We start from the raw sequence: 17,187 nt of genomic DNA on the forward strand, positions 1-17,187 counted from the left end.
GCTTACATGAAGACACCTGCGCGGCCGGGCCCGCGATGGCCTCAGCCGGTCAGCGGTCGTGGGCGCGCCGCCGTACGCGCGGCGAGGTCGAGGGCGCTGCACAGCAGCCAGTAGAGCGCGCCGACGAAGAGGAACACCTCGGTCGGATGCACCATGACCCGCGCATTGACCTGGGTGGCCAGGAACGACAGCTCCTGCACGCCGACGATGTAGGCCAGCGCGCTGTCCTTGACCAGCGTGACCCACTGGTTGACGAACGAGGGCAGCATCATGCGCAGCGCCTGCGGCAGCACCACGTGGCGCAGCGCGCCCCAGCGCGTGAAGCCCAGCGCGAGCGCGGTCGCCCACTGCTGTGCGCTCACGCCGCGGATGCCGGCAGCCACGCCGTGGGCCAAGTAGGCGCCGCCCACCAGCGCCAGCGCGGCCATCACCGACACCACGCCGGGCACGGCCACGCCGGCGACGATGGGCAGCAGGAAGTAGGTCCAGAAGATCAGCATCAGCACGGGAATCGCGCGCAGGAAGCCGAGCACCGCCGTCAGCAGCGCGAGCGCCGGGCCGCGCAGCAGCACCAGCAGCACGCCCAGGCCCAGGCCGAGCGCGGCCGAGGCGCCGCCGGAGCCCGCCGACAGCAGCAGCGTGAGCAGCGCGCCGCCCGGCGGGCCGTCGGGGAAGGTGCCCCAGAGCAGGTAGCCGAGGTCGTCCCGGAGGAAGGAGAAATCCATGTCAGAACGGCTGCCGGGCCCGGCGGCGCTCGAGAAGCTGGCCCGCGACCTCGATGGCCGCGATCGCCAGGATGTAGAGCAGCGTCGCCACGCCGTAGACCTGGAAGGTGCGCCAGCTCTCGGCCTCGGCCTGGCGGGCGCGGTACGACAGCTCCATGAGCCCCACTGCCATGCCGAGCGAGGTGTTCTTGAGGATGTTCATGTACTGGCCCAGCAGCGGCGGCGTGGCGATGCGCAGCGCCTGCGGCAGCACCACGTGGCGCAGCGCCTGCGCTGTCGTCAGGCCCAGCGCCGTGGCCGCCGCGCGCTGGCTGGCCGGCACGCCGCGCAGGCCCGAGCGGATGTCCTCGCCCACGTAGGCGGTCGAATAGAACACGAGACCGACGACGGCCGCGAGGAATTCGAACGACGGCCAGCGCGCCAGCTCCACGCCCCCGATGGCGAGCGCATGCACCGTGTTGAGCCATTCGAGCAGCGCATCGGGCAGCAGCGCCGGCAGGCCGAAGTACCAGAAGAACAGCTGCACCAGCAGCGGCGTGTTGCGCAATGCCGAGAGATAGGCGCCGGTGGCCCGCACCAGCGCGGGCCGCCCGCTCTCGCGCGCGGCGGCGAAGACGATGCCCAGCGCGGTCGACGCGGCGACCACCAGCAGCGACGCCCAGAGCGTGGTGAGAAAGCCGTCGGCCAGCCAGCCGAGGTACTTGGGCGCGAGGAACGGCTCCGGCAGCAGGGAGGACAGCAGCGAAGGGGGGCTCATGAAACGCGACACCCGCCGTCAGGCGGGTGCGTCAGGGTCGGCGCGTGCCGAGGCTCAGGTCTGGTCTCCGATCTTGAAGATGCGCTTGAGCGGGGTCTTCGTCTTCGGGCCGAACCAAGCGTCGTAGATCTTCTGCGCGCTGCCGTCGGCTTCGAGCTCGCGCAGCGTGGTGTTGACGAACTCGGTCAGCGCCGTCTCGCCCTTGGGCGCGCCCACGCCGATGTAGTCCTGCGAGATGGCGAAGGGCGGCACCTCCCACTTGGCGCGCTCGGCGGCCGGCAGCTCGGCCAGCAGGCCGATGAGCTTGGGGCCGTCCTGCGAGATGGCCTGCACCTGGCCGTTGCGCAGCGCGGTGAAGGCGAACGGCGTGTCGTCGTAGGCCACGAGCGTGGCCTTGGGGTACTTCTCGCGCAGCTGGATCTCGTTGGTCGTGCCCTTGTCCACGCCGATGCGCAGGCTGTTCAGCTGCTCCGGCGACTTCAGGAAGCCCTTCTTCGCGATGAACTGCGTGCCCGAGGCGAAGTACGGAATGCTGAAGTTGACGACCTGCCTGCGCTCCTCGGTGATCGTGAAGTTGGCGAACACCAGGTCCACCTTGCCCGAGGTCAGCAGCGGGATGCGGTTGGCCGGGTTGGTCGGCACCAGTTCCAGCTTCACGCCGAGCTTCCTGGCGAGCGCGCTGGCGTAGTCGACGTCGAGGCCGGTGATCTTCTTGGTCTTGGCGTCGACGAAGCCGAACGGCGGGTTGGCGTCGAAGGCCGCGACGCGCACGACGCCGGCCTTCTTGATGTCGTCGAGCCGGTCGGCCCACGACAGGGTGGAGACGAGTGCGAGGCCGGCGAGCAGCAGCGCGTTGCGCTGGAATCGGATCATGGTGTGTGTTCCCCTGGAAGATGTGGTGGTTCTCTTTCACTCTCGCCGCAGGCGGCGCCCGACAATGGTAGGGCGCGGGTTCCGCACGGCCTCATGCGGAATCCGGATTAGTTTATTTGCCGTCTTCGGGGCCGTCGGTGCCGAACTGCTGGGCGAACAGTTCGCGCGCCCGCGCCAGGCCCTCGGGCGTGAAAACGACCGACTTGCCGCGGTTGACCGGGTTGTCGATGAAGCCCTGGGCATGCAGACGGTCCATCACGTCCCAGCAGATCGCCTTCCAGGCGCGGTCGCCGTCGTGCAGCGTGAGATAGAGCAGCGCGAGCGCGGCGCGGTCGATGGCGGCTTCGTCGATGGGCATGGGGCAAGGGCTTCAGAAGAGCCCCGCATTATCGGTGGGCGCCGCGCCGAGCAGGCTGGCGAGCCGCCGTGCATTGGTCGGCGCCTCGGTCTTCATCGTGTTGTCGAAGAAGCAGAACACGTCGCGGTGGGCGCGCCGCGGCGGCCGCAGGTCGGCGATGCGCTTCGCATCCGCAGGCTCGCCGCCCTGCGACCAGTGGCGGATGCGGTCGGCCCAGCGGTCGATCTGCGCGTCGGAATAGCCGGTCGCATAGAGCTGGTCGGCGCCGTGCAGCCGCAGGTAGGCGAAGTCGGCCGTGATGTCCTCGAACTCCGGCCAGCGGCCGCCGGTGTCGGCGATCACCCAGGCCACCTTGTACCGGCGCAGCAGGCGCACGAAGGCAGCGTCGGCGAAGCTGGCGTGCCGCACCTCGACCGCATGGCGCACGGCGCCCACGCCGCCGGCTACGACCAGCGCCCGGCCCTTCATGCGCGGCTCGTGCCGGCGGGCCAGCCGCACGGCGGCGTCCGCATCGTGCGGCAGCAGCGCGAGGAAGGCTTCGAAGCGGTCGGCATCGAAGGCCATGCTGGGCGGGAACTGCCAGAGGATCGGCCCGAGCTTGGGTCCGAGCGCGAACAGGCCAGAGGCCAGGAAGTTGGCGATCGGCAGCTCCGGCTTCTCCAGCCGCAGGATGTGGGTGATGTAGCGCGGTGCCTTGACGGTGAAGGCGAAGCCGTCCGGCGTCTCCGACGCCCAGCGCGCATAGCTCTCGGGCTTTTGCAGCGCGTAGAACGAGCCGTTGAGCTCGATCGCGCGGAACTGCCGCGAGGCATAGGCCAGCTCGCGCGCCTGCGTCAACCCCTGGGGGTAGAAGGCGCCGCCGCGCCAGGGCGCATAGCGCCAGCCCGAGATGCCGATGCGGATGGAAGCGGGGGTGGCCGTCATGGCGGCGAGCTTGCGCGCGCCGGCCGGGCCGGTTGTGAGAAGCTGTTTTCCGACGACCTACCTGGCGCGCTCGCGCAGCCAGGCGAGCACCGGCGCATAGACCCGCTCGGCCGCCTGTTCGCCGGCCACCACGTCGAGGTGGCCCCAGCCGTCGAGCACCTGCACCGTCACGTCGCGCGAGCCGCTGGCCTCGGCCGAATGGCGCGCGTTGGCCACCCAGTCCGGCCCCAGGCCGGTGGAGACGAAGGCCAGCACCGGCGCGTCGAGCCGGCCCCAGCGGTCGTCGATGGGCGTGCGCGGATCGTCGGCATGGTCGGCGATGGAGCGCTGGTCCACGTCCTGCACCGCCGGGTACCAGCGGTCGTAGTCCGCCAGCAGCCGGGCCAGCACCCGCGCCTGCGAGAAGCCGCCGTGCAGGTTGGCCAGGCCGCCGGGCGTCCAGGCGGTCTGCAGCACCTCGGCCAGTTCCTCGCCGACCGTGGCGAAGCGCGCGTCGGACGAGGGCGCGGCGGGGTCGCGCACCACGGCCTGCATCAGCCGCTGGCGCCATTCCCAGCCGCGCGAGCCGGCCACGTCGCTCGCCCAGGCGCCCGAGGCGTCGAGCCGGGCCAGCGCCGCCGCGGCGTCGAACTTCTCGCCGGGCACGCGGTTCTTGAACGGCGCATCGAGCACGACCACGCCGGCGACCGCCTCGGGCGACGTCAGCGCATGCGCGTAGGCCAGCACGCCGCCGCGGCTGAAGCCGGCGACGAAGAGCCGCTCGCGCCCGGCGAGCCGCCGCGCCTCGGCCGACGCGGCGGCGATGTCGCCGAGGAAGGCCGGCGTGTCCCAGCCGCGCAGGGCTGCGAGCGCGGCGGGCGGAGCATCGGCCGGCACGGCATGGGTGCGGTAGTCGAGCGTGAAGACTTCCACGCCGCGCGCGGCCAGGTAGAGCCAGAGGTTGTGCCGCTCGTCGGCCAGCGCGACTTCGCCGTTCATGTTGGTGCCCGGCAGGTAGAGCAGGGTGGCGATGGGCGCGCCCGGGCCGCGGTAGCGGTGCAGGCCGATGCGGTCGAACGGGCCGCCGGGCGGGCGGGGCAGTGTCCAGGCGGTTTCGCGGACCGGGCTGCCGGCGACCGCGGCGCGGTCGGAGGTGACGGCGGTCCAGTCGGCCGCCTGTACGACCGGCGCCAGGGCGGCCAGCAGGAGACCGGCGGCAAGGCAGCAGCGGCCAAATACTCCATTGGGTACCATTGTGTAGCGCACGATGTGCGGTCGCCTTCGCGGCATCAGTGGGGGAGTATGTGCCAGCCGTCAGCCAGCCGCATGCGAGTCGGTCAGCCGCACTTCCGACCGGATCTGCTGCGGATTGCACAGCAGGTTGAGGATCGGGCAGGTGCGCTCCACCGCCTCGAACAGTGCGTCGATCTCGGCCTGCGGCGCGGGCGAATCGATGTGCACCACGTAGCCGATGTCGTGCGGCCAGATCGGCGTGGATTCGTGACCCGGCTTGCCGGCGCGCGGGTCGATCACGCCGTTGACCTCGACCTCCAGGCTGGTGAGCGGCACCTGCAGCGTGGCGGCCTGGATCAGGAAGATGTGGGTCACGCAGCTGCCGAGCACGCCGAGCTGCAGCTCGGGCGAGCTGGGGCCGAGGTCGTAGCCGGCGAAGTCGGGCGGGCTGTCGCTGATGACTTCGTGTCCGCGGATGCGGATGCGCCGGATGCCGCTGCGGCCTTCGGCCCGCACATGGGCCTGCAGCCGGGCAGGCCCGGCGCTGCCGTCGGCCACGCGTGCGTCGCGGGCGAGCACGGCCTGGCGCTTCTCGGCCAGGTAGTCGTTGAGGGTGGTCATGGGTGGATTTCGCAGAGGATGGACAGGGAGTTTCGTTCAGCCCGCTGTCGCGAAGGCATGCCGGCGCACCTGCGCCTCGTCGAGCAGCGGCTGGCAGAGTTCGATGAAGCGGTAGTCGAAGGAGCGCAGGTGGCGGCCCTTCTTCACCGCGATCAGCGTGCGGTATTCGGGGAACAGCGTCTCGCCCGGAATCACGGTGAGCGCCGCGTCGCGCTGCGGGTCGACCGCATGGGGCGCGACGATGCCCACGCCCATGCCGCGTTCGGTGTAGGCCTTGATGATGTCGGAGTCGATGGCCGTGAGGGCGATGTTGGGCGCCAGGCGCGCGGCCTCGAAGGCCTGGCTGATCTTGTGGCGGGCGAAGGTGCCGATGATGAGCGGGTAGGCCGCCAGGTCGGCCAGCGTGACCAGCTGGCGCGCGAGCAGCGGATGGCCGTGCGGCACGACCACGGCATGGTGCCAGCGCTCCAGCACGAAGGCGGCGAGGTCGTCGTGGCCTTCGAGCGTTTCCAGCCCGCCCACGGCCACGTCGGCGGTGCCGGCGCGCAGGCGCTCGACGATGTCGGTCGGGCTGGTGGGAAACAGGTCGATCTGCACCTGCGGGAACAGCGCGTTGAAACGGCCGGTGGTGTCCGACAGCCGGTAGCGCGCCAGCGTGTGGGTGGTGGCGATGCAGATCGCGCCGCTGTCGCGGCCGGTGAAGTCGCGCGCGAGCTGCTTGACGTTGTCGAGGTCGCGCAGGATGCGCTCGACGATGCGCAGCATCTCGCGGCCCGGCTCGGTCAGCCCCAGCAGCCGCTTGCCGTGGCGCACGAAGAGCTGGATGCCCAGCTCGTCCTCCAGGTCGCGGATGTGCTTGCTCACGCCCGAGGGCGACGTGTGCAGCGCCTCCGACACCTCGGTGAGGTTGAACGACCACCGGGTGGTCTCGCGGAGGATGCGCAGCTGCTGGAAGTTCATTGGCGGGACGGGGGCTGTGGGGCCCGCACACCTCGGGCCAGCCTGCGAGGCTATGCCGGCCCCGGGCGGCCGGCAACGACGCATTTCGTCGAAACTAATGCGCCAGCCGTTCGCGCAGCGTCGCCGCGGCGTATTCGCGCGGGTAGATCCCGCGCTCCTGCAGCCGCGGCACGACCAGCTCGACCACGTCGGCCAGCCCGCCGGGCAGGATGTCGCACATGACGACGAAGCCGTCGGCCGCGCCGCCCTCGAACCACTGCTGCAGCGCATCGGCCACCGCGTCGGCGCTGCCGACCAGCGAGCGCTGGCCGATGGCGCCCTGCTCCAGGTGGTCGCGCACGGTGCGCCCGCGGTCGGCCAGCTGGGCGGCGAGCGCGTCGGCGAATCCCTGGCGCGGGTTGGCGGCGACGGCCGGGGCGATCAGGTCCTCGGGGAAGGGCCGCTCCAGCGCGAGCCGTTGCACCGGCACGCCGAGCGCGCGGGCGAAGCGCGCGAGCAGCGCCGGCTCGCCGCCGAGCAGCGCGTCGAGCCGGGCGCGCTTGCCCCGGGCCTCGGCCTCGGTACGGCCGGTGACGACGATGACGCCGGGGAAGACGCGCGGCCCGCCGTCGGTGCGGCCCAGCGCCGCGGCGCGCGACTGCAGGTCGGCCCGGTAGGCGCGCGACGCCTCGCGGTCGGCCTGGGCGGTGAAGACCGCATCGGCATGGCGGGCCGCGAGGTCGCGGCCGCCTTCGGAGCCGCCGGCTTGGAAGATCGCCGGGCGGCCCTGCGGCGTGCGCGGCAGCTGCAGCGGCCCGCGCACCGTGTGGAACGCGCCCGCATGGTCGATCGCATGGATGCGCGCCGGGTCGGCGAACAGGCCGCAGGCGGCATCGGCCACCAGTGCGCCGGGCTCCCAGCTGTCCCACAGGCGCCGCACCACGCCGACGAACTCGGCGGCGCGGCGGTAGCGGTCTTCGCGCGGGGGCAGGGCCTGGATGTCGAAGTTGCGCGCGGCGCGCTCGTCCCACGAGGTGACCACGTTCCAGCCGGCGCGGCCCGCGCTCGCATGGTCGAGCGAGGCGATCGCGCGGGCCACCGGGTAGGGCTGCGAGAAGGTGGTGGAGATGCTGGCCACCAGCCCGATGCGCGTGGTGTGCGCCGCGAGCCCGGCCAGCGTGACCAGCGGGTCGAGCGCCCAGCCCGGGCCGGCCGCCGGGTTCTGCCAGAGCGTGGAATGGTCGGCCAGGAAGACGGCGTCGAACAGCCCGCGCTCGGCCAGCGCGCCGATCTCGCGGTAGTAGGCCGGGTCGAGGAAGCCGTGCGGCCGGCCTTCGGGCATGCGCCAGGCGGCCGGATGGATGCCGGCGCTCTGGACGTTGAGCAGCAGGTGGAGCTGGCGCTGCGTCATGGGAAGTCGCGGAAGGGCAGCGTGTCGTCGGCCGCGATCTGCTGCGGCAGCGTGTGCTCCCATGCCATGAGCGCGAGGAAGCGCTCGCGCCAGTCCGGCGCGTCCCATTTCTCGGCCACGGCATCGCGCACCGGGCCGAAGGCGCCGAGCGTGCCGCGCTCCTGCAGCCGGCCCGCGGCCGCCCAGCCGGCGTTGCCGCCGGCCAGCACGGCCAGCGGCGGCGCGCCGGCGGTCGCGCCGAAGTCGAGCACCGCCTCCTCGGCCTGCCGCTGCGTCGGCGCGGTGAGCACGAGGCGCCGGCCCGGGAAGGCCGCCGCCAGCTCGGGCAGGCGGGCCTGCGTCACCAGCCGCGCGCCCGGCACATGGCCGCGCGCGTACTGGGCGCTGGGGGATACATCAGCCAGTACATCGTCAGAGCGCAGGTCTTCATTGCGCACTACGACGGTGGTCCCTGGAGTATACGCAGCCTCTGCCGGTGCCGCCCGCACCGACGCCGCCGGCGCCGGGCCGCGCAGGTGGACGAACACCTCGTCCCAGCCCTGGCGGCGCAGCCAGGCCGCGATGGAGGCGGCGCGCAGGCCCGGCGCGCTGTCGCCGAGCACGATGCGCGCGCGCAGCACGCCGACGTGGCGCGGCGTCCAGGGCCAGATGCCCTCGTGCGGCACGCTGCGGAAGCCCGCGAGCGGCGCGATGGCGGCCTCCTCCGCCGAGCGGATGTCGAGGAAGAAGGTGCTGCGCTGCGGCGCCTCGGCGTCCAGGCGGGCGAGCGCTTCGGTGTCGACGGCCTCCACGCCGAAGCGCGCGCGCAGCGCCCGGGCCGCGGCGGCCTCCTGCGCGTCGGCCTGCGGCAGGCGCGGATGCGCGGCGGGCAGCGGCTCGTGGCCGCCCTGCACGAACGGCAGGCCGGCGAGCTGCCAGGCCTTGGTGCCGTCGCGCAGGAGGTGGACCGGGTTGGGCAGGCCGGCGTCGCGCAGGCCCTGCGCCGCGGTGATGCTGCGGGTGTAGCCGGCGCAGTGCACGACGATGGCGCGCTGCGGGTCGGCCACATGGGCCAGGGCCAGCCGCACCGTGTCGGCGCCGGTGGCCTGCACCGCGCCGGGCAGGCTGCGCACCGCGGCCTCGGACGGCGCGCGGGTGTCGAGGACGAGCGGCGCATCGGCGCGCTTCAGCCAGGCGTCGAGTTCCGGCGCGTTCACGTGGGGCGTGGGGCGGACCCGCTCCAGGAACGTGGCGAACGCGAGGCCGAAGATGTAGGAGCTGGCATAGGTGGCATGGCCCGCGGCCTGCCAGGCGCGCACGCCGCCCTGCACGACCCGCACGTCGCCGTAGCCCAGCCGCACGAGGATGCGGCGCCCGCGCTCGGCCAGCGCGCCGCCGTCGCGGTCGAGCACGGCCACCGGCGTGCCGCGGCGCGGCACCAGCAGCGGCGCCTGGCGCGGCAGCTCGGACAGCGGCACGTGGATGGCCAGCAGCAGCGCGCCCTCGTCCACCAGGTCGGTGGTGTCGCGCACGTCGAGCAGGGCGAACTCGCCGCAGCCGGTGAGCCGCGCGTGCAGTTCTGAGGAAGTGACAAACGAAGAGGAGGTCATATCGGTTCTCTCATGGCGTTGCGCATTGCCGACGGCGTGCGAGTCAGCATGGCCCAGCCCAGCGGACGCCGCGCAAGGGCCGCCCCGCAGCGTCGGCGTCGCCCCCCTGCCCGCAGCGCGAAGAGAGAAGGGGGGAGCGGCAATGCCGCTCGGGGGGTTGTCAGAAAAAGTTCCGCGGGGGTTCCGCGCCGGTGAGCAGGTTCGCACCCAGCACCTGGGCCTTGTAGTCCATCGGGTTGTGGCTCGCGAGCGTGCGGGCGTTGCGCCAGTGGCGGTCCAGGTTGAACTGGCGCTGGGTGGCGCTGGCGCCGGCCACGTCGAACAGGATCTGGCCGGCGCGCAGCGCGGCGTCGGTGGTGAAGAACTGGGTGCGGGCGATGGCCAGCGTGCCCTCGGTCACGAGGTCCTGGCGGCCGTCGTCCTCGGCCTGCAGCGCGCGGTCCACCGCGTCGGCGGTGGCGAGCACCGTCTGCTCGCTCACCCAGGCCAGCGACGAGAGCTCGCCCACGGTGCGCTGGATGAACGGGTCGTCCACCGACTGCTGCGCCAGCGCATGCTTGATGGGGCGCGCGCGGGTCTTCGCATAGTCGACCGCATCGGCCAGCGCATTGCGCACGATGCCGGCTTGCGTGGCCGCGAGGATCAGCTGCAGCAGCCCCGGCGCCCTGCGGGGTGCCTTGAGGTCCACCCAGGACAGTTCGTGCGGATGGACCAGCACGTTGTCGAAGATCGCGGTGCCGCTGGCGGTGAGCCGCTGGCCGGCGCCGTCCCAGTCGTCGAGCACCTGCACGCCTTCACGGTCGGTGGGAATGAAGGCGGAATATTCCTCGTCGCGCGCGTCGCGCACCGACACCGTGACCCACTGCGCGAACAGCGTGCCGGTGGTGTAGAACTTGCGGCCGTTGATGCGCCAGTTCTCGCCATCGCGCGTGAGCCGGGTGCGGTGCACGCCGTTGGGCGCGCCGAGCTCGCCGCGGGCAAGACCGGCGATCTCGCCCGCGAGGATCCGCGGGAACCAGCGTGCGCGGTAGGCCGGATCGCGGCTGGCGACCACGCCTTCGACGAAGCCGAAGTGCGAGCGCAGCGCCTGCGCGATGTTGGAGTCGGCCGCGGCCGTGTCGATCACGAGCTGGTAGGCCTCGCGCAGCGAGAAGCCCGGCCCACCGTGCTCGCGCGGCACGCGCACCGCCATGAGGCCGGCCTCGGCCAGGCGGCGGATCTCGGCGTAGGGCATGGTGCGCTCGGCCTCGCGCCGGGCGGCGCCGGCGGCGATCCCGGCCAGCAGCGGGCGGGCGCGGGCGAAGACCTCGGCCGGCGTCTCGGGAGTGGTCTTGTCGGTCATCGCGGGCTCACCACTGGACGTCCAGGCGGGCGAAGTAGTAGCCGCCGTTGACGCCATAGGGCGTGTAGACGCTGTAGTACGGCCCGCCGCCGCTGCTGTTGGTGGCATAGGTGAGCGCGTCGCCGGTCAGGCTGTCCGGCTTCTTGTCGAACAGATTCTGGGCGCCGACGGTGAAGCGCGCCTTGGGCGTGAGGGCATAGGTCACCGCCAGGTCGAAGATGACCGCGGGCTTGACGTACTGGTCGCGCGCGGCCGACTGGGCGTTGCGGCCGACGACCGACGAATAGCGCGTGGCCTTGGCATTGACCTCCCAGGCGCCGCGGGTCCACTGCGCGGCCAGCGAGGTCACATTCTTCGGATAGGCGTCGGTCAGGTCGCCGATCACGTCGCGGCCGATGAGCGCCACGCCCGCGTCCGCCAGCACCTTGGGCGCCGCGTAGAGCTGCTTGATCCTGTCCAGGCGCTGGTTGCTGGCCAGGCGCCAGCGCACGTTGCCGTATTCTCCGTAGTTGCTGCGGTGCTCGGCCACCAGGTCGAGGCCGGTGGTCTGGGTCCGGCCGGCGTTGGTGTAGTAGTTGACTGTCTGGTTGGAGTCCAGCCCGGCGGCCGCGAGGATGCGGGACACCGCCGCGCCCTGCAGCGTGGTGGACTGCAGGATGCGGTCGCGGATGTCGATGCGGTAGGCGTCCACCGTCAGCGTGGTGTCGCGCGCAGGCGTGAACACGATGCCGGCGCTGACGTTGCGGGACTTCTCGGGCCGCAGCGCCGTGGCGCCGAGCGCGATGGCCGCCGGATCGTTGGCGGGGGCGCTCACCTGCACGGACGAGCCGGTGACACCCGTGAGCGGATTGACGCCGTAGGCGCGGGTGATGAGCTTGTAATGCTGCTGCGAGAGCGCCGGCGCGGCGAAGCCGTTGTTGACCGCGCCGCGCAGCGCCAGCGTGGACGACAGCTCGTAGCGGCCGGCGAGCTTGCCGCTCCAGACGCTGCTGACATCGTCGTAATGCTCGTAGCGCGCGGCGGCGCTGAGTTCGAGCCGGTCGGTGACCAGCTGGCCAAGCTCGCCATAGAGCGCCTGGCTGCGGCGCGAGTAGCTGCCGGTCACGTCGGGCGAATACCCGTAGGTGCCCTGGGCGCCGGGCGTGGCGGGCGATCCGTTGAGGATGTAGCCGCCGTCGGCATAGGCCGCCGGATCGCCCGGCGTCTGCTTCCAGGTGCTGCTGCGCAGCTCGGCGCCGGCGGCGATGCGCAGCGGCGTAGAAAACCAGCCCGTCTGCACTTCGCGCGTCAGGTCGAGGTTGACCGCGGCCTCGTCGTAGACCTGGTGGCCGATCACGAAGTCGCGCGGCGTCGTCGGGCCCAGCGACAGGTTCAGCGAATTGCGGTTCTGGATCTCGGCGGTGTTGCGGCCCCAGCTCGCGCTCGCGTCCCACTTCCAGCCCGCCAGGTCCTCGCCGCGCGCGCCGCCGACGAGCTGCCAGTCGTCCTCCTTGACGACGTAGCCGATCGAATAGCCGTCCGGATAGACCGCCGGGTTGTTGGCCGACGAGATCGCCGAGCGGAAGCCGCCCCAGCCCTGCGAGAAGCGGTTGCTGACCGTGCCGTGCGAATACAGCACGGTGCCGCCACCCAGCGGCAGCTCGGCGTTGTAGCCGAGGTTGTAGGTGGTCGACTCGGGCAGGCCGGTGGACTTGTAGCGGTAGCGGCTAAGGCTGGTCTCGCGCGCATCGGGCTGGCCGTTGAACAGCGGATACAGGCGCGTGGACAGCGGGATCGCGCCGGTCACCGCCGTCCAGCCGCGGTCCGAGAGGTCGGCGCTGAGGTTGAGGAAGCCGCCGTCCTCGCCGAGCTTCAGGCCCTTGTTGAAGAAGCCCTGCCAGGTGCGGCGGTAGTTGCCGATATCGCCCACGCGCGAGCCCTGCTGGCCGTAGACCAGGCTGGCGCTGCCGCCGTCGCCGGCGTCCTTGAGGATGATGTTAATGACGCCGGCGATGGCATCGGAGCCGTACTGCGCGGCCGCGCCGTCGCGCAGCACTTCGATGCGCTTGACCGCGCTCGTGGGGATCAGGTCGAGGTCGGCGCCGACCGGGCCGGTGCGCGAGTTGATCAGCGCCGAGGCATGGCGCCTGCGGCCGTTGACCAGCACCAGCACCTTGGTGCCGCTGAGCCCGCGCAGGCCCGCGGTCTTGACCGCTAGGCCGTGCTGGTTCTGGAAGCCTGCATAGTCGGTGTACGAAGGCATCAGCGCCGACAGCGCCTCGCGCAGGTTTTGCTGGCCGGTGCGCGCGATCTCGTCGGCACCGATGACCTCGACCGGCGCCAGCGTCTCGGTGGCCGAGCGCGCGGTGCCGCGCACGCCGGTGACCACCAGCCGGTCGAGCGTCACCGCCGGGTCGCCGGCGGCGGTGGGCGGCTGCTGCGCGGCGGCGTGGGCTGCGAGCAGGGCAAGGGTGAGCGGTGCCAGCGCGTGGCACGGCCGAAAGCGGCGGGTCATGGACAGGGTTCCTCGCGGGGACGGTGTTCTGATGGGGGCAGAAGCAGCGAAAGTCAGCCGGCGGCCGCAAAACCCGCGCTGGCGAGGTTGGCCGGCAGGCTTTCGGGGCCGGGCGCCGCGTCGCGCAGGCTGCGGGCGTGCACCACCGGCATGCGCGGCGCGACCAGCGGGATGCGCGGCAGGTCGGTCATGGCCAGCACCTGGAAGCGCGCGTAGAGCGCGCGGCGCTTCGCCGTGTCGGCTTCGGCCTGGGCCTGCTCCAGCAGCGCGTCGGCCTCGGGGCTCGCGTAGTGGGTGGCGTTGGAAAAGGCCACGCCGGGCTGGAAGTTCTTCGACCAGTAGAGCCGCTGCAGCCCGATGGCCGGGTCGGGCCCGACGCTGGTCATGATGGTGGCGGTGTCGAAGTCGCGGCGCGTGTAGAGCTGGTGGATGTAGGCGCCCCATTCGGGCGAGCGCAGCTTCAGCCGCACGCCGATGCGCGCGAGCACGCCGCGCAGGTACTCCGACGCTTGCACGAACTCCCGCGCCGGGTGCACCACATGGACGAGCGACAGCCGCACGCCCCGGGCATCGCGCTGGAGGCCGGCCGCCTCCAGCAGCGCCTCGGCGCGTTGGAGATCGAAGGCATAGCGCGGCACTGCGTCGGCCTGGAAGGCGGCGAGCGCCGGCGGCACCGGCGCCTCGGCCAGGTCGGCCCAGCCCTGCCAGACGTGCCTGTGCAGGAAGCTCCGGTCGATCGCATGCGCGAACGCCTGGCGCACCCGCAGGTCGCGCAGCGCCGGCCGGTCGAGGTTGAACTCGAACGCGACCACGGTGTTGAACAGGTCGGCCGTCTTCTCGACCTCCAGCGCCGGCACCTGCTGGAGCCGCGTCACGTCGGTGGGCGAGAGGCTCGCGTAGCTCAGCTGCACGCCGCGGGTCTCCAGCGCGGCGGCCGCCGCGGCCGGGTCGGGGAAGAAGCGGAAGAACAGCTTGTCGAGCCGGGGCCGGCCGGCGGCCCAGTAGGCCGGGTTGCGCTCCAGCAGCACGTGGCTGCCGCGGTCCCAGCGCACAAAGCGCCACGGGCCCGATCCGACGGGCTGGCTGTTGGCCGGGTTGGCAAGCGGGTCGCCGGCCTTTTCGTAGCGATGGCGCGGCAGCACCTCGGCATCGGCCAGCGCGGCCAGCAGGTAGGGCACGGGCCGCGCAAAGCGCAGCCGCACGGTCTGCGCGTCGGGCGTGTCGGCGGCGGCCAGGTCCGCGAAGACCACGCGGCCGCGGGCGTGGTACTTGCGCCAGATCTCCAGCGCCGAGAAGGCCACGTCCTGCGCCTGCACCGGCCGGCCGTCGTGCCAGCGCGCGGCCGGCTGGAGCCAGAAGGTGACCGCGAGGCCGTCACGGCTGGCCTGCCAGCGCTGTGCCAGCCGCGGCACGGGGCGCAGCTCGGCGTCGTAGCCGACCAGGGTGTCGAAGATCTTCGACGAGATCGAGGCTGTGGCGCCTGAGACGATCAGCGCGCCGGCCAGGCCCGTGGGCTCGCGCTCCTGCGCGATGACCAGTTGCCGCGCCCCGGCGGCGGCCTGCGCGTGCGGCACGCCCGGCCAGGCCAGCGCGAGCGCCGCGCCGCCGCCCGCGGCAGCCACGAAGGCGCGGCGGCGCGGCCCGGGCCGTGCGGGAGCATCGTCGTCATGCGGTGGTCGTGGCGCCATCGTCGTCGTCCAGTGCCTGTTGGGAGAAAACAGGCGCGGATCGTATCGACGGGTTACGCGGGCGCGAAGCGAGAATTCTTCGCTTGGAAGGGAGCAAAAGTGCAGAGGCGCGCGGGCCTTTTTCTCTTTTCTTTTCTATACCGCCTCGGGGAAGGTGGCCGGTGGCTCCGGCGACGCGCCGGCGGGTTGCGCGCCCGGCGGATCGGCCAGCGGCTGCAGCGCATGGGTGGCATCGATGTGCCAGAGCGCGTCGAACTGCGCGGGCAGCCGCGCGTGGTAGTAGTGGCTCCAGCGTTCGGTCTGCGGTGCGTAGACTACGCCGATGGCGCGCTGGAGCCGGGCTTCGGCCAGCGCCTCGGCCAGCGCGGGCGCGTCGCGCAGCGGCAGCCACAGCGCGGGCGCGCCGCCCTGGCGGCGCAGGGCCTCGTGCAGCAGCGCCTCCCAGCTGTCGGGCAGGCCGGGGCGCACGCGCTCGGTGGCGCCCGGCGCGTCCCAGGCGGACGCGGCGGTCACGTGGCCGGTGTAGGTCGAGAAGCCCAGTGCGAACGCCTCGCCGTCGTGGCGCTCGCGCACCAACTGGCCGAGGTTGAGCTCGCCCTGGCCCGTGCCCATCTCGGTGGCGCGCGCGTCGCCGAGGTGCGAGTTGTGGGCCCAGACGGCGAAGCGCGGCGGGCGGCCCAGGCGCTGGCGCAGGTGGCCGTCGAGCGCCTCGAGCGTTTCGGCCATGTGTCCGTCGCGCAGGTTCCATGACGAGACGCGGCCGCGGAACATGGAACGGTAGTAGCGCTCGGCGTTGCGCACCAGGCGCGCGTTCTGCGCGGCCTGGAAATGGGCGTCGGGGTCGTCCTCGCCGGCCGCGGGCGCGCCTTCGCCCTGGCGCTGCAGCTCCACGAGCTGGGCCACGACGGCGTCCTCGCAGTGCGGGTCGAGCCAGCCGTAGGCCGCGGCCTGGCCGTAGGCGTGGCTGTCGTCGCGGAAGCGGTCGAAGCAGGCATAGCGATCGCGCGCGCGGGCGGCCGCCTGCGGGTCGCTGCGGTCGAGGTAGCGCAGCACCGCGGCGATGAAGCCGAACAGGCTGTAGAGGTCGAGCCCGTAGAAGCCGACGCGCGTGCCCGGCGGCCGCGCGGCGTTGAACGCACGCAGCCATTCGACGAATTCGAGCACCACGGTGTTGCGCCACATCCAGGTCGGAAAGCGCTCGAAGCCGCCGAGCGCGGCGGTGGCGCTGGTGTCGCCGCCGAGGCCGCGCACGTAGCGGTTGACGCGCCAGGCGTCGGGCCAGTCGCCCTCGATGGCGACGGCATCCAGGGCGCCGTCCTCGATCAGGCGGCGCGTGAGGTCGGCGCGCAGCGCGTAGAACTCGTGCGTGCCGTGCGAGGCTTCGCCGAGCAGCGCGAAGCGGGTGCCGGCGCCGCCGATCCGCGCGGCCAGCGCGTCGAGCGCGTCCTCGGGCGCGGCCAGCGGCCGGCCATGGCGGGCGATGGCGGCCAGCGCCTCGGCGTCGTCCGTGGCGGATCCGGCGCCGGGCACGCCGGGCAGCGTGAGGGTCATGGCAGGGTCTCCTGCTGCACAGGGCGCGGGGCCTCGGCCAGCAGGCGCCGGACCTCGTCGTCGTCGAGCTGGGGGAAGTCGTCGTACCAGGCGCCGACGGCGATGAGCTGGCGCGGCGCGATGGTGCAGACCACCTCGTCGGCCTCGCGCTCCAGCGCCGCGCAGGTGGCCGGGTCGCCGACCGGCACGGCCGCGACGATGCGCGCCGCGCCGCGCCGCCGGATGGCAGCCACCGCGGCGCGCAGCGTGGCGCCGGTGGCCAGGCCGTCGTCCACCACGATCACCGTGCGCCCGGCCAGGTCCAGCGGCGGCAGGCCGCCGCGGTAGGCGGCCTCGCGGCGCGCGAGTTCGGCCTCCTCGCGCCGCGCCACGGCCTCGACGGCGGCGGGCGGCACGCCGGCGGCGGCGATCTCGTCGTCCAGCAGCAGGCTCACGCCGCCGCTGGCGATGGCACCCATGGCCACCTCTTCCTGCTGCGGAAAGCCGAGCTTGCGCACGACGAGCACGTCGAGCGGCAGCCCGAGCGCGCGCGCCACCTCGGCGGCCACCGGCACGCCGCCGCGCGGCAGCGCGAGCACGAGGGCGCCGGGCGCGCCGCGCCAGGCACGCAGCAGCCGGGCAAGGCGCTGGCCGGCCTCGGTGCGGTGGGCGAAGGTGCTGCTGGCGGCGGGGGAGAAAGCAGCCACCTTATCGCCGCCGCCGC

At 72.9% G+C, this 17,187-nt stretch carries 15 protein-coding genes; all 15 read right to left on the reverse strand.

All coding sequences use genetic code 11. The features are described from left to right. Positions 1 to 41: 41 nt before the first annotated feature. Positions 42 to 725: an amino acid ABC transporter permease gene (locus GAK38_RS00200; protein WP_325340385.1), complete on the reverse strand. Its 684-nt coding sequence runs from the start codon at positions 723 to 725 to the stop codon at positions 42 to 44. Between the two features lies 1 nt (position 726). After that, positions 727 to 1,482 (reverse strand): amino acid ABC transporter permease, encoded by a 756-nt coding sequence (locus GAK38_RS00205; RefSeq protein ID WP_325340386.1) that lies wholly within the window; start codon positions 1,480 to 1,482, stop codon positions 727 to 729. Between the two features lie 54 nt (positions 1,483 to 1,536). Beyond that, entirely contained in the window at positions 1,537 to 2,355 is an 819-nt protein-coding gene (locus GAK38_RS00210) for an ABC transporter substrate-binding protein (RefSeq protein ID WP_325340387.1), read from the reverse strand. Positions 2,356 to 2,467: 112 nt separating this feature from the next. Continuing rightward, entirely contained in the window at positions 2,468 to 2,713 is a 246-nt protein-coding gene (locus GAK38_RS00215) for a DUF6429 family protein (protein ID WP_325340389.1), read from the reverse strand. 12 nt (positions 2,714 to 2,725) lie between these two features. Further along, on the reverse strand, positions 2,726 to 3,637 hold the full coding sequence (locus GAK38_RS00220) for a DUF72 domain-containing protein (RefSeq protein ID WP_325340390.1): 912 nt from the start codon (positions 3,635 to 3,637) through the stop codon (positions 2,726 to 2,728). Between the two features lie 57 nt (positions 3,638 to 3,694). Then, positions 3,695 to 4,882, reverse strand: a complete 1,188-nt coding sequence (locus GAK38_RS00225; protein ID WP_443089135.1) for an alpha/beta hydrolase — start codon at positions 4,880 to 4,882, stop codon at positions 3,695 to 3,697. 48 nt (positions 4,883 to 4,930) lie between these two features. Continuing rightward, positions 4,931 to 5,470, reverse strand: a complete 540-nt coding sequence (locus GAK38_RS00230; protein WP_325340393.1) for an OsmC family protein — start codon at positions 5,468 to 5,470, stop codon at positions 4,931 to 4,933. Between the two features lie 36 nt (positions 5,471 to 5,506). Then, a complete protein-coding gene (locus GAK38_RS00235; RefSeq protein ID WP_325340395.1) occupies positions 5,507 to 6,430 on the reverse strand; it encodes a LysR substrate-binding domain-containing protein in 924 nt (307 codons plus the stop codon). A gap of 94 nt (positions 6,431 to 6,524) precedes the next feature. Beyond that, positions 6,525 to 7,820: an NtaA/DmoA family FMN-dependent monooxygenase gene (locus GAK38_RS00240; RefSeq protein WP_325340397.1), complete on the reverse strand. Its 1,296-nt coding sequence runs from the start codon at positions 7,818 to 7,820 to the stop codon at positions 6,525 to 6,527. After that, positions 7,817 to 9,409 (reverse strand): rhodanese-like domain-containing protein, encoded by a 1,593-nt coding sequence (locus GAK38_RS00245; RefSeq protein ID WP_325340398.1) that lies wholly within the window; start codon positions 9,407 to 9,409, stop codon positions 7,817 to 7,819. The genes GAK38_RS00240 and GAK38_RS00245 overlap by 4 nt, the downstream gene beginning before the upstream one ends. 160 nt (positions 9,410 to 9,569) lie before the next feature. Further along, complete coding sequence (locus GAK38_RS00250; protein ID WP_325340399.1) at positions 9,570 to 10,751, reverse strand: acyl-CoA dehydrogenase family protein; 1,182 nt, start codon at positions 10,749 to 10,751, stop codon at positions 9,570 to 9,572. Between the two features lie 7 nt (positions 10,752 to 10,758). Continuing rightward, positions 10,759 to 13,245, reverse strand: a complete 2,487-nt coding sequence (locus tag GAK38_RS00255) for a TonB-dependent receptor plug domain-containing protein (protein ID WP_325340400.1) — start codon at positions 13,243 to 13,245, stop codon at positions 10,759 to 10,761. A gap of 53 nt (positions 13,246 to 13,298) precedes the next feature. Then, complete coding sequence (locus tag GAK38_RS00260; RefSeq protein ID WP_325340402.1) at positions 13,299 to 14,933, reverse strand: ABC transporter substrate-binding protein; 1,635 nt, start codon at positions 14,931 to 14,933, stop codon at positions 13,299 to 13,301. Between the two features lie 135 nt (positions 14,934 to 15,068). Beyond that, positions 15,069 to 16,484, reverse strand: coding sequence for an erythromycin esterase family protein (locus GAK38_RS00265; RefSeq protein ID WP_325340403.1), 1,416 nt, complete (start codon positions 16,482 to 16,484; stop codon positions 15,069 to 15,071). Next, on the reverse strand, positions 16,481 to 17,170 hold the full coding sequence (locus GAK38_RS00270) for a phosphoribosyltransferase (RefSeq protein WP_325340404.1): 690 nt from the start codon (positions 17,168 to 17,170) through the stop codon (positions 16,481 to 16,483). The genes GAK38_RS00265 and GAK38_RS00270 overlap by 4 nt, the downstream gene beginning before the upstream one ends. Between the last annotated feature and the right edge of the window lie 17 nt (positions 17,171 to 17,187).

This window comes from Xylophilus sp. (assembly GCA_009914555.1).
Classification (GTDB): domain Bacteria; phylum Pseudomonadota; class Gammaproteobacteria; order Burkholderiales; family Burkholderiaceae_C; genus WNDY01.

What these genes read in the sequence shown, in the direction of transcription:
- GAK38_RS00245 (WP_325340398.1), bottom strand. Translation starts at nt 9,409, where the DNA reads ATGACCTCCTCTTCGTTTGTCACTTCCTCAGAACTGCACGCGCGGCTC.
- GAK38_RS00220 (WP_325340390.1), bottom strand. Translation starts at nt 3,637, where the DNA reads ATGACGGCCACCCCCGCTTCCATCCGCATCGGCATCTCGGGCTGGCGC.
- GAK38_RS00215 (WP_325340389.1), bottom strand. Translation starts at nt 2,713, where the DNA reads ATGCCCATCGACGAAGCCGCCATCGACCGCGCCGCGCTCGCGCTGCTC.
- GAK38_RS00200 (WP_325340385.1), bottom strand. Translation starts at nt 725, where the DNA reads ATGGATTTCTCCTTCCTCCGGGACGACCTCGGCTACCTGCTCTGGGGC.
- GAK38_RS00265 (WP_325340403.1), bottom strand. Translation starts at nt 16,484, where the DNA reads ATGACCCTCACGCTGCCCGGCGTGCCCGGCGCCGGATCCGCCACGGAC.
- GAK38_RS00210 (WP_325340387.1), bottom strand. Translation starts at nt 2,355, where the DNA reads ATGATCCGATTCCAGCGCAACGCGCTGCTGCTCGCCGGCCTCGCACTC.
- GAK38_RS00230 (WP_325340393.1), bottom strand. Translation starts at nt 5,470, where the DNA reads ATGACCACCCTCAACGACTACCTGGCCGAGAAGCGCCAGGCCGTGCTC.
- GAK38_RS00235 (WP_325340395.1), bottom strand. Translation starts at nt 6,430, where the DNA reads ATGAACTTCCAGCAGCTGCGCATCCTCCGCGAGACCACCCGGTGGTCG.
- GAK38_RS00260 (WP_325340402.1), bottom strand. Translation starts at nt 14,933, where the DNA reads ATGGCGCCACGACCACCGCATGACGACGATGCTCCCGCACGGCCCGGG.
- GAK38_RS00255 (WP_325340400.1), bottom strand. Translation starts at nt 13,245, where the DNA reads ATGACCCGCCGCTTTCGGCCGTGCCACGCGCTGGCACCGCTCACCCTT.
- GAK38_RS00205 (WP_325340386.1), bottom strand. Translation starts at nt 1,482, where the DNA reads ATGAGCCCCCCTTCGCTGCTGTCCTCCCTGCTGCCGGAGCCGTTCCTC.
- GAK38_RS00250 (WP_325340399.1), bottom strand. Translation starts at nt 10,751, where the DNA reads ATGACCGACAAGACCACTCCCGAGACGCCGGCCGAGGTCTTCGCCCGC.
- GAK38_RS00240 (WP_325340397.1), bottom strand. Translation starts at nt 7,820, where the DNA reads ATGACGCAGCGCCAGCTCCACCTGCTGCTCAACGTCCAGAGCGCCGGC.